Annotated in this window: 14 protein-coding genes; 11 read left to right on the top strand and 3 right to left on the bottom strand. The window is 28.7% G+C overall.

The genetic code is table 11. From position 1 onward, the window contains the following. The first annotated feature begins 15 nt into the window (after nt 1–15). From B2694_RS12120 to B2694_RS12100, 5 genes are all read left to right on the top strand, one after another. A complete protein-coding gene (locus B2694_RS12120; protein ID WP_346885964.1) occupies nt 16–672 on the top strand; it encodes a response regulator transcription factor in 657 nt (218 codons plus the stop codon). Continuing rightward, the gene (locus tag B2694_RS12115) at nt 672–2,111 is read left to right on the top strand and encodes a HAMP domain-containing sensor histidine kinase (RefSeq protein WP_346885963.1); all 1,440 of its coding nucleotides are present in this window, start codon (nt 672–674) and stop codon (nt 2,109–2,111) included. Before B2694_RS12120 ends, B2694_RS12115 begins: the two co-directional genes overlap by 1 nt. Before the next feature lie 117 nt (nt 2,112–2,228). Next, nucleotides 2,229–2,639, top strand: a complete 411-nt coding sequence (locus B2694_RS12110) for a hypothetical protein (protein WP_346885962.1) — start codon at nt 2,229–2,231, stop codon at nt 2,637–2,639. A 152-nt stretch (nt 2,640–2,791) separates the two neighbouring features. Then, nucleotides 2,792–3,535, top strand: a complete 744-nt coding sequence (locus B2694_RS12105) for an NAD(P)H-dependent oxidoreductase (protein WP_346885961.1) — start codon at nt 2,792–2,794, stop codon at nt 3,533–3,535. 159 nt (nt 3,536–3,694) lie between these two features. After that, entirely contained in the window at nt 3,695–4,045 is a 351-nt protein-coding gene (locus B2694_RS12100) for a hypothetical protein (RefSeq protein WP_150842479.1), read from the top strand. Nucleotides 4,046–4,167: 122 nt separating this feature from the next. Here B2694_RS12100 and B2694_RS12095 read toward each other — a convergent pair whose 3' ends face one another. Then, nucleotides 4,168–6,324: a C25 family cysteine peptidase gene (locus tag B2694_RS12095; RefSeq protein WP_346885960.1), complete on the bottom strand. Its 2,157-nt coding sequence runs from the start codon at nt 6,322–6,324 to the stop codon at nt 4,168–4,170. Nucleotides 6,325–7,092: 768 nt separating this feature from the next. On the opposite strand from B2694_RS12095, the gene B2694_RS12090 reads away from it, so the two are divergent. After that, nucleotides 7,093–7,467, top strand: coding sequence for a GNAT family N-acetyltransferase (locus B2694_RS12090; RefSeq protein WP_346885959.1), 375 nt, complete (start codon nt 7,093–7,095; stop codon nt 7,465–7,467). Nucleotides 7,468–7,620: 153 nt separating this feature from the next. On the opposite strand, the gene B2694_RS12085 is transcribed toward B2694_RS12090, so the two are convergent. Continuing rightward, nucleotides 7,621–8,088 (bottom strand): VOC family protein, encoded by a 468-nt coding sequence (locus B2694_RS12085; protein WP_346885958.1) that lies wholly within the window; start codon nt 8,086–8,088, stop codon nt 7,621–7,623. A gap of 125 nt (nt 8,089–8,213) precedes the next feature. Between B2694_RS12085 and B2694_RS12080 the strand changes: the two genes are divergently transcribed. After that, the gene (locus B2694_RS12080; protein WP_346885957.1) at nt 8,214–8,372 is read left to right on the top strand and encodes a hypothetical protein; all 159 of its coding nucleotides are present in this window, start codon (nt 8,214–8,216) and stop codon (nt 8,370–8,372) included. A gap of 121 nt (nt 8,373–8,493) precedes the next feature. Here the strand turns inward: B2694_RS12080 and B2694_RS12075 are convergent, their stop codons facing one another. Next, entirely contained in the window at nt 8,494–8,847 is a 354-nt protein-coding gene (locus tag B2694_RS12075) for a hypothetical protein (RefSeq protein ID WP_346885956.1), read from the bottom strand. 346 nt (nt 8,848–9,193) lie between these two features. Between B2694_RS12075 and B2694_RS12070 the strand changes: the two genes are divergently transcribed. The 4 genes from B2694_RS12070 to B2694_RS12055 all read left to right on the top strand — a co-directional run bounded on the left by B2694_RS12070 (nt 9,194) and on the right by B2694_RS12055 (nt 11,736). Next, entirely contained in the window at nt 9,194–9,826 is a 633-nt protein-coding gene (locus B2694_RS12070; protein WP_346885955.1) for an HD domain-containing protein, read from the top strand. Between the two features lie 115 nt (nt 9,827–9,941). Then, nucleotides 9,942–10,715: an MBL fold metallo-hydrolase gene (locus tag B2694_RS12065; RefSeq protein ID WP_346885954.1), complete on the top strand. Its 774-nt coding sequence runs from the start codon at nt 9,942–9,944 to the stop codon at nt 10,713–10,715. A gap of 350 nt (nt 10,716–11,065) precedes the next feature. Continuing rightward, entirely contained in the window at nt 11,066–11,239 is a 174-nt protein-coding gene (locus tag B2694_RS12060) for a hypothetical protein (protein ID WP_346885953.1), read from the top strand. Between the two features lie 20 nt (nt 11,240–11,259). Next, on the top strand, nt 11,260–11,736 hold the full coding sequence (locus B2694_RS12055; RefSeq protein WP_346885952.1) for an NUDIX hydrolase: 477 nt from the start codon (nt 11,260–11,262) through the stop codon (nt 11,734–11,736). The last annotated feature ends 48 nt before the right edge of the window (nt 11,737–11,784 follow it).

Raw genomic sequence — 11,784 nt, 5'->3', positions numbered from 1 at the left:
TATTAGGAGGTTCCTATGAAAATTTTAGTTGCTGATGATGATGAGAGAATTTTAAGACTTATTGCTGATTATTTAACTTTTAATAAATTTGAAGTAATTACTGCAAAGGATGGTAAGCTTGCTTTAGAGAACTTTGATGATACCATTGATTTAGTAATTTTAGATGTTATGATGCCTATTTATGATGGATGGATTGTATGTAAAGAGATTAGAAAGATATCAGAAGTGCCTATAATTATATTAACGGCTAAAGATAGTGATTTAGATGAACTTTTTGCCTTTGATATAGGAGTGGATGACTATGTATCTAAACCATTTAACATAGCCCTACTACTTGCTAGAGTTAATAGACTTTTAAAAAGTAAAATTAGTAAGGCGGGGAGCATTGTATTTAAAGGGATTGAAGTAGATGAAGAAAGTCACATGGTAAAAATAGATGGTATGGAGAAAGAACTAAATCCGAAAGAATATGAACTATTACTTTACTTTGTAAAAAATGCAAATAAAGTAATAAGTAGAGAAACGCTACTAAGAGTTATATGGGATGAAGATTACTTTGGTGATACTAGAACTATAGATACTCATATAAGTCGGTTGAGAAATAAATTGGAAGATTATAATAAGTATCTAAAGACCATAAGGGGTTTCGGATATAAGTTTGGAGAATTATGATGAAATCAATTAAATTAAAGCTATTTTCTGGTATAGTTCTCATATTCAGTATTTTTATCTTAGGGATTGCAACCTATGGAATCACATATAAAGACTTTTTTCAGAGAGAAAAGTTAAAGGAAATGAATGAAGTAATTGAAGAAATTAAAAATTATATAGATAAAGACTATGATAATAGAGTTGATGGGAAGTTAGAAGGACTTTCAGAGAAGTATAGTGTTCAAATAGATATTAAAGATGTACTTACATCAGAGAGTATATTTTCGAGCCATAAAATGGGTAAAAAAAATATGATGAATGGGCAGCATAGGTTTGAAGTTATAGAATTTATAGGTGAAAAAGAGGGTGTAAGCGAAACTATAACCCTTGATAGATCTACAGGTGTAGAGTTCTTAACTGCTGTAGGAAAAAATGTATATACTTATGAAATAAGTGTTAAAACACCAATTACTATTATTGATGATGCAGTAAATAAATCTATGAAGCTTTTATTTATGATAATGATACCGGTTGGATTTATAGCACTTTTTATCACAGCATTATTTTCAAGACAATTTACTAAGCCAGTAATAGAAATAACTAAAAAAACTAGAAAAATAGAAGAGCTAAGCTTTTGTGAGGATTTAAATATAAAGAGTATTGATGAAATAGGATTACTAGGTAAAAGTGTTAATAATTTATCCCATAAAATAGAAGAAACCTTAAAAAACCTTAAAGAAAAGAATTTAGAGTTAGAGACTATGATGAATAATGAAAAGAAAAATCAATTAGCCAGGAGGGAATTTGTGTCCTCTGTATCTCATGAACTAAAAAGCCCTATAACTGTTATTTCAGGTTATATTCAAGCACTTCAAGAAGGGATTATATCTTCAGAAGAGGATAGAAAATATTATTTAGATGTAATAGGTGAAGAAACAGAAAGATTAGGGATCATAGTCAATGATCTTTTAGATTTATATAAACTAGAATCAAATACCTTTAAATTAAATAAAAAAGAAGTAAATATAAATAGTTTAATGAAAAAAACTCTAGAGAAAAATAAATTTAGATTCGAAGAAATGAACATAAATCTTAACTTTACGGAAGGTGAAAATATTACAGTCTTAGTGGATGAAGTTAGATTAGAGCAAGCAGTACAAAATTATATTAATAATGCTCTTAGCCATGTAGATGAAAATAAAATAATAGATATTAATCTAAAAGTAATTGAAGATAATTTGGTAATCTCTGTATATAATAGCGGCAGTAATATTGAAGATGATAACCTTACTAGGATTTGGGAAGGGTTTATAAGGGTAGATAAGGTAAGAAACTATAAAGAAAAACGCTTAGGTTTAGGTTTAGCCATAGTGAAACAAATAGTAAATCTTCATGAGGGTACCTATGGAGTAAAGAATAGGAAACATGGTGTGGAATTTTGGATAAGCTTAAGGTTATAAAAATTTATACTTATTTTAATCTAACTATTAGATTGTTGTAACATTAATGTAACATTCCCTTGTTATTATAAAGGTGTAAAGAAAATAAAAAATAATTAATGAAGGGAAGGATTTAATATGAAAAAATCAATGATAGCCTTAGCACTAGTAGGAGTAATTACCGCTTCGGGAGCAACTATGGCCTTTGCGGATGAAAATTTAGGAGGAGCTTTTAGAAATAATGGAGCTACACAGGTTCAAAGCTTAGTAGAAGAAGGAAAGACTTTAGAAGATGCAAAGGAAATTATGCTACAAGAGAAATATGAAAGAGTAGATGCAGCTGTAGAAAGAGGAACAATAACTTCAGAAAGAGGAGAAGAAATTAAAGCTGAAATGGCTGAAAATAGTACTACTTGTGATGGTGCTGGCATAAACAGAGAAAACAAGGAAGGCTATGGACTTAATCAAGGCTTAGGTAATGGTGCGGGTCAAGGTAGAGGAGCTGGCCAAGGAAAAGGTGCTGGTAGAGGAAATTGTATAAATAACTAAATCTATTATTTAAATAGTTAATATTATAGGAAGGATAGATATATTTGTATAAGTATATCTACCTTCCTTTTTTCTATAATATTTCTTTTCATTAATTAGGCTGGTTATGGTAAAATATTGTATATATACTATGACTATGAGGAGATAAAAATATGAAATGTGTAGTTATTCATGGTAGTCCAAGAAGAGGAAATACATGGAACGTATTAACCCTAGTAAAGGAAGAAATGAGAAAAAATTTAGAGATAGAGTTTATTGATATTGAGCTAAGAAAAGAAAATCTTCCCCTATGTATAGGATGTTTTAATTGCATTTATAAGGGCGAAGATAAATGTCCCCACAAAGATATTATGAGTAAAATTGTGAAAGAAATTAAAGAAGCAGAAGCTCTAATAATTACTTCTCCCGTATACTCTATGCAAATTAGTGGATTACTAAAAAATTTTATAGATCATATGTCTTACAATTTCCATAGACCAAGTTTATTTACAAAGAAGGCTTTAATAATAACCACCACAGCTGGCGCAGGTCATAAGGATGCTGCAAACTATGTGAGAAGTGTTTTAAACTACTGGGGTTTTAATCATGTTCAAACTTTACCAATTGCTTATAGAAGTAGGGAACTTACAGAGAAAAATAAAATAAAGGTATTAAATGGTGGAAAAAAATTTAGTGAGGAGTTAAAATCTAAAAAAATTCATAAACCATCCTTAAAATCAGTAGTTATGTTTAATCTTTGGAAAGCCATGTCAAAGGAGAAATATGAAGAAGGAAGTGCAGACTATGACTACTGGCATAGTGAAGATATGAGTAAAGGTGTATTCTCACCTCAAGTTCCTATTGGTATATTAAAAAAATTAATGGGAACAATTATTTATGGGCTAATGAATAAATAAGGTATGTATAAATATATAAAAAATGGTAAATAATATATGTAAATATAAGAATTTAGCTTGAACTATAACATGATAAGTATTATAATATGAATACATTGTTTAATAATGTATTCATATTATAGTTATTAAATAAAAAAATATGCTGTTGGGGTGATGGTTTTGGATATAGAAATTGAAGATATACTTGTAAAGCTATTAGAAGGTCAAACAAGACTTGAGACAGAAATTAATGGTGTTAAAAATGAGATAAAGAAGAATTCAATAAAAATTGAAGCTATAGAAAAAAACATAGATATGATTGTAGAAGTACAAAGTTCACATAGGGAACAAAATGAAAGTTCATTTAAAAGCACAGATTTAATAATAGAAGAGAAGACAGACTTAATTGAGAAATCAATAAAAAACATTTCTAAAAATGTTAAAGAAGTAAAAGAAAGCATAGAAGTATTAAAGGACATGACAGGTAGACATGAAGTAGATATTAACATACTAAAACGAAGGCCGGTATAGATAAAAATTTAATGACTTCATTAATAACCATTTTATTAATTTAAGATAGTTATTTTTTATGGCTAAAATATAGATTAAATACTAAGGGGGGTGCTACAAGCACCCCCTTATATATTATAGATTTAGTTAGATATAGGATAACTTGCATTTAGGTTATATTTTGTAGAAGTACTATGAGCACCATTATATCCAACAACTTTAAGATAGTATGTGCCTAGTGTACGTGCTGAATAAGAAATGGATTCACTTGATGTTGAGCTTTTAGTAGAAGAGGCTACTCTTTTTCCTGATGAGTTATAGAGATATAAGTCATAGTCATATGGTAGATTTGTTAATGTTGCAGAGATAACACCAGATTTGTTAGTTGTTACTTTATAATAATCAACGTCTGTATTTGAATATATATATGAACTATAATCTACACCACTATTTATAGTATATGCTTGGGAAGTAGAATCGTTTGGTTCATATGGGTCTGCTGGTTCTTCTGGATCTGTAGGGTCTGTTGGATTCGTAGAGTCTGGTAGGATTTGTATAGATGGGTCACCGAATAATGTCCAAGTGTTGAAGGTTAATAAATCACTGCTTGTACCGTTATCTAGCATTCTAGTTTCACCAGAGTAACACAAGCCGCCTAGTGATACCCTACTGTTGTTGCAAAGTAAGTCAATTATTCCGTCTTGACCATTCATAGGAGGTATCCAAGGTTGATTTACTGTTGACATTAATGTTCCTATTGCACCTATTGGGTTTCCATTACTATTCTTCGAGCGAAGCCAAGTTTCTGCAAAACAAGTACCGCTTTGGAATTTACCACTTACACAAGAAACACTTATAATAAAAGGAAGTTGTCCTGGGTTTTGAAGATTTTTTATATTGGTATTACTGAAGCCTGTTGTTACCCAGTAATTTTCAGCACCGTGTCCACAATAATTTATTATACCTCTGCCTTGGTTTAAACTATTAGTAACAGAAGAAGCTGATGCACCTGGATCGTATATACTATCAACTTGAGTATAACCTGCATTTAGAAGTCTACTCTTTATACTATCCATTTGTTGTATATCTGTTTCTCCAGAACCTTCATCTGATGCTATACCAACACCTTTTTTAAACCATGCAGCTGTATTATAACCATTTTGTTCAAACTCAATAGATCTTTGTACTTGAGTTTCAACATCTGATATACTTTCTGCAGAAAAACGGCCTACATATATGTCAGGATAATCATCTGAACCTGCAACCTTTGTATAAGTAGGATCAGAAACCCCTGTAGAGTAAGTAGGAGAGGATACATGTGCATAGTCACCTACAAGAAGTACATAAGTTAATTCAGGGTGTTGATTGTAATAGTTTTGTATATAATTTTTTATTTCAGTTGGATTATTAGATGATGATACTGTAGACATATTTACTAATGTAGTGTTTATTCCTCTGGAGTTTTTCCAATTAATAAAGGAATTCATAGCACTACTAAACTGATCATAAGATATGATAAGCATAGAGCCTGTTTCTGAAGGATTATTCATTAAACGATGAGTAGGAGTTTTTACATTACTGTAGTTAATAAATGTGTTTGAATAAGCAGGTTCGAAATCAGAAGTGATTTTATTAGATCTTGAAGTGGTAAGTGAATTTACTGATGATTCACCATCTGTTATTATTTCTACAGTTACAGATTTATAAACTCTTAAGGTTTCATTTTTAGGTTTATATTGAAATGCATTTAGTGTAATAGTTGTCCCTCTTAATTCTCTCATTATAAAAGGTTCACTAAAAGAAACTAATTCTGAAGGATAAAAGTTTTTATTTTTATATTCCTTACCTAATTTATAAGGGATATCTTCAGGATTTTTATCCCTTGTTATAGAACCTTTTGAGGGAGTTATAGGTAGTTTTTCATAGTCTTTATATTCTGATGATATAACGTTTAACTTAACGTCGGCATCATTTGGTATAACTATATTTCTGCATATGCGAGGAAGTTCCGGAGCCCCTTCTTCAAGAGGTAAGCTAGTACCCTCACAATTAATATTATAGTAAGATTTATTGTTAATATTCACTAAGTCTTTACTAAAATTATTAATATCAAATTTTACAACTGTATGGTGAGAATTAGACTCTAACACAGTAACACTAACATCATCAGTGCTATTTGAGTTACCATCATTGTCAAGACTAGAAGTGGTTCTAGTATTAAATACGAAGAAACATTGAGTAACTAAAAATGTCAGTAGAAATAAAAATACTGATAATTTTGATTTAAACAATTTTTTCATACATTCCCTCCTAAAAATTAGAATTTAATAGAGATAAAATAAATAGAAAATTATCTAAATAGTACATCCCTCCTTTTAAATTATTATAATTGTAACTTATGATATGAAGTGTGTTTTGTCTATATAGATAACAACTAAAATATGAAATTATTAAAGTTGTTTATCTCAAATATAATATTATGGAAAATTATAATTTTAACATGGGGTTTGAAAATTAATCATGTGATAATAGATAAATCATATTATATAAAATTGGATGAATAATTTTTGAAGATGTTTATAAAAGTAGTTCATCACTTTTATGAAAGAATGCATAAAGATTTTATGCATATTTATATGTAATAATTAAATGAAAAATTTATGTTATTTATATATTAGAACAAATTCACATAATTGTAAATATGAAATGTGAAATTTTTTTAAAAAAGTTAATGGTATGGAAACAATTAACAAAAGCTTAAATTCAAAATAGTGTATATGATATGCAATATACTGGAAGTTTGCATGGGTAAGGTGTAACTTTATTGTGTGACGAATAATTATTAGATAAAACAGGATAACTATAAATTTAAATAATATTTTATTAGTATAATATGTTATAATTTCCTTATTAAAGATAATCACTTGAAGAAAAAGTAATAAGTTCATCTAGTAGTAAGAGCATAGTTTATATAATAAAACATTTAAGTGAAAATTAAATTTAAAAAGTGGGGGAACTATGATGTATATAATTAAACTTCTAAAAAAGGCTTTAACCATGATGAAGGAATGCATATTATAAAGAAAAAAATAACTGAGGAAAATTTCCAGATTACAGATATTGAGGGTATAGACTTTGATACTCTTGAATTTATAAACGAAGATGAGATAAAACAATTAGTAGAAAAGCAAAATGAAGTATTTGTTAGAGGCTATTGCATTGAGGATATAAAGGAATTAAGAAGAGAAAATCAATGGTTCAGTATAGCAGCTAAACATAGGGGAGAAATTGTAGGTAATATTATTATTATCGTAAGGGAAGATGAATTAAACAATAAATATGGTTGGGTGGATGATTTGTTTGTATCAAAGGAATGGAGAAAGCAAGGTGTTGGAAAAAATCTGATTATAAGAGCCTTTCAAACTTATTTGGAACAGAAATAATGAAATTCTAAATGATATGAAAAAGAATATTAATATTGAATTATTTAAATTTGGAAATAAGAATACCGCTTATTCATTATGAATAATACGGTATTTTTATTTATTGAAGAACCTTTGAAAAAAAGCTTAAAATCAACTTACTATAGTCATAATCTACTTTAGGCAAAAGTTTACATAATCAACTGGTACATCCATTCTAATAGCTATTTCCTTAATTGATAAACCGTTATTTAAGAATCTTCTGACAACCATGATCATATTTTCACCAACTTCAATAATATGATTGTCAGGGTCGTAAAATCGAACAACACGCTGCCCCCAAGAATGTTCTACTATGGAATGTACATAATTAATATCTGTCATGTTATTAAGCCTTTGAATAAAGCAATCAAAATTATCTTCTTCAAAGTATAATTCTGTGTCATTTCCTCCAAATACAATTTCATTATCTTTTTTGTGAATAAAAGTACACCACGAATCTTTTGTTTGTAATGCAATACCTCCTGTTAAAGTCACATTTGCACCAAAGTCCTCAACAACTTTTAAACCAAGCACTTCATAATAAAACAACTTTGATTTTTCTATATCCGAAACCACTATTAATGGACTCGAAAATTTCATTATATTCCTCCTCATATAAGTGACAATTATTATTTACTTTAATTATTATAGTAACCTTTTAACCTATTTTTCATATTGTGTAATTGGCAAGAAAAAATTTTCTTTAATGAAAGGGGGGGATTATCATGTTTAAGGGAAAAACGTACAATAAGAATAATTGTAAAAACTCTGATTTTAAATATAATTATAAATGTCAGTGTTATACACGTGAATATATAGGTATTGCAAGAATTGTTAAATCACAGCCATACCCAAAGCAACCATCGTTTTCTTGGAGCTTCTAGCTAAACTAACCAAGTGTAAATAGAAATGTGTATAAATTTATATTGAGCTGTCATACCTGACAGCTCTTATTGTTTAATGGCTAAGTGCTAGTTGTTTTCAATAGCTCAATTTTCTAAAAAATTAGATAGTAGTTCCTAATTTCTTCATTGTATAACCTATGATAAATAAATCAATGACTAATCCTAAAATTATAATAACTGTTTTTGAAATTAGTGATAAATGAAAGCTAAGGGATATTTTAATAAATATCAGTGAGGTTAATAAGCATATAATTATAAATACACCAATCAAAATAGCAAATTTTTTAATGCCATTTTTTTTTGCATATTCAATAATATCATCAATACTACACAATAGAATGGTTATCATTAATATGGCACTATCCCATTGCTGAATTCCAATAAGTTTAGCTAAAATCCATAAAAATATACCAAATAGGATGATAACATGCTTGCATTTTTTCCATAATTTCATTCTAATTCACTCCTATTCATTAAGAAGGCATAATAATGTGTATATTGATTCAGTTAAATCAATATGCACATTATAACATATTTTCCAATACAGTTCTATTCAGTTTCAAAGATCGAGTTATTGTAACTCATGTAGCAACATTTACATACTATTACCTAAAGATATAACCAAATGGCATATATGATTAGAGTAAATACATAGTTAAAATTAAGAAGGTCGCATTTCAAAATATTGGGTTGGATGTAATAATTTTATTTTAAATTTGCTTTTATTGTCGTATAATCAATTTATAGGTTTATAAGTGGCTGTATTTTTGATGAAAAAGTTTTTACAAGGAGAGATAAGTATGGAATATTGTTATAAAAAAGGTGTACCTACATTAGAAGAAGCAAATATGATTTTAGAAGAGGCTGAAAAACTCAATCCAGGCAAATGGGTGGAGCATTCAATTAATGTAGCTGAAGGAGCAAAACTAATAGCAGAGCAGACAGATGATTTAGATCCTGAATTAGCATATATTTTAGGGCTATTGCATGATATAGGAAGAAGAGAAGGAATGTACGGTATGAGGCATGGTGTAGATGGATATAATTATGCAGTTAAGAAAGGGTATGATTTAGTAGCTAGAACTTGTATAAGCCATACTGGATTTAAATATAATAATGAGGTTGTTATTGTAGGTAGATGGGATGGTACAATTGAAGAATATAATTTTGCCAAGGAGTTTTTATCACGTACAGAGGAGACTGATTATGATAAATTAATAAAATTATGTGATTATTTAGCACTACCAAGTGGATTCGTTTTAATTGAGAAAAGGCTTGTAGAGATGGCATTAAGAGGAGGAGTTAACGAATATACAATTCCAAGGTGGAAGTCAACTTTTGAAATTAAAAAATATTTTGAGGAAAAAATCAGAAGATCAATTTACAGTTTGTTACCTAATATAAAAGAAAATACATTTGATTCAGTTCTCTAGTGTATTTTAGCTTTGATAAAAAGGTTTGGATTCAATCTTAAATATGATAAAGAATTACAGTTTTCTGATGATGATATAGAGCTTAGTTTAATATACTAATGGGAGGTATAACTTAATGGCTATTAAAACAGATTGGTTTACAGTTGAGTTATTAGATGATACTACGTATTGTATAAGTGAATATAAGCATTGGGAAGAAACACATTGTTATTTATTAATTGGAAATGATAAATGTGTTTTAATTGATACAGGACTTGGTATTGCAAATATAAAAAATATAATTGATCAAATAACAGATTTACCCATAGAGGTGATTTCGACTCATATTCATTGGGATCACATAGGTGGTCATAAATATTTCTCAAAATATGGGATCCATGAAAATGAAGAAGATTGGATATCAAAAAAATTTCCCATTCCTCTTCAAGTAGTAAAGAATAATTTAATGAAATATCCTTGTGATTTCCCATGTGATTTTAATATAGACAATTATGAAATATTTCAAGGAAATCCAGGTTTTCTTTTAAGGGATGGTGAAAAGATTCATATTGGAGAAAGAAAATTAACAGTAATTCATACACCTGGACATTCTCCTGGACATATGTGTTTTTACGAGGAGAAAAGAGAATATTTATTTTCAAGTGACTTGATTTACAAAGGAACTTTAGACGCCTCTTATCCTACAACAAATCCTACTGATTTCATGCAATCAGTTCAAAAAATTAGTACTCTAGATATTAAAAAATTTTTTCCAGGGCACCACAGTTTAGATATTAGTATTAATTTAGTTGATGAAATTAATCAAGGATTCTCTAAAATTAAGAAAGAAGGTTGTCTGCATCAAGACGCTGGAGTCTTTGAATTTGAGAATTTTGCAATTCATATTTGAGCAGATTTATTGTATACAACTATAAATATAAGAAGCATAATCTACTCTATATACACTTATGTTATAAAATAATTTCTGCAATATAATATATAAAACTAAAGAATGTATTTGGATTTTCATTAAAATGGGAAAACATGTATATAGAAAACTATTTACATAGGTATATAGGAAACTATTAAAATATATAACTATTTAAATAGTTGCTTTATTCATGCGGGTTTTGGGAGGTTTTCATGTTTTAGTAGGAAGATTTAACGAAGTAAGAATTTTTTATTTTATGTTTACTTTTATTGGTCTACAATTAATTTATGGGTTATAATGTATTATATAGTATATAAAGGAGGATAAACGTGCTATATATAGTCTATGGTTTTATAGGATTATTAGTATACTATTTTGTTACAGTGATATCTGGTGGAGATTCTGGAATAGGGATATTAGCTGCAATAATAATAGTATGCACAATAATTATTATAGAAAAACTTAATGATATAAAAACGAAACTAGATGAGAAAGATAAATAAATTTTAATTGGAGGCTTAAAATGGATTGTGGATTTGAAAAAGAAGATGGATGGTTTAGATATAGAGCAGCAGCCATTATAATAGAAAATGGACAAGTACTTTTTGCTAAAAATGAAGTAGATGATTATTATTACTCCGTTGGGGGAGGTGTACATCTTGGGGAAAAGGCAGAAGATGCAGTAAGAAGAGAGGTTTTTGAAGAAACAGGTGTAGAATATGAGGTTGAAAGATTAGCCTTTATTCATGAGAACTTTTTTCATGGTACTGGATCATTAGAAGGGTTAAAATGTCATGAAATAACCTTTTACTTTTTAATGAAGCCAAGAGGAAGTAAAGAACTCAATAGCAATAGTTATTCCCTAGGTGGTCGTGAATATATGCATTGGCTACCTATTGAAAAATTGAGGGATTATTTAGCTTTTCCTAGCTTCTTTGCAGAGAAACTAACATGTATTAGTGATACTGTTGAACATATTGTCACATATGAGAGCATTTAATTTAATATTATAACATAAGACAATGATATTAAAAGTATCATTGTCTTA

It is taken from the genome of Clostridium sp. UBA4395 (assembly GCF_002390995.1).
GTDB classification, from domain to species: Bacteria; Bacillota; Clostridia; order Clostridiales; family Clostridiaceae; genus Clostridium_J; species Clostridium_J sulfidigenes.
This window is presented reverse-complemented; position numbering and strand designations above follow the sequence as displayed.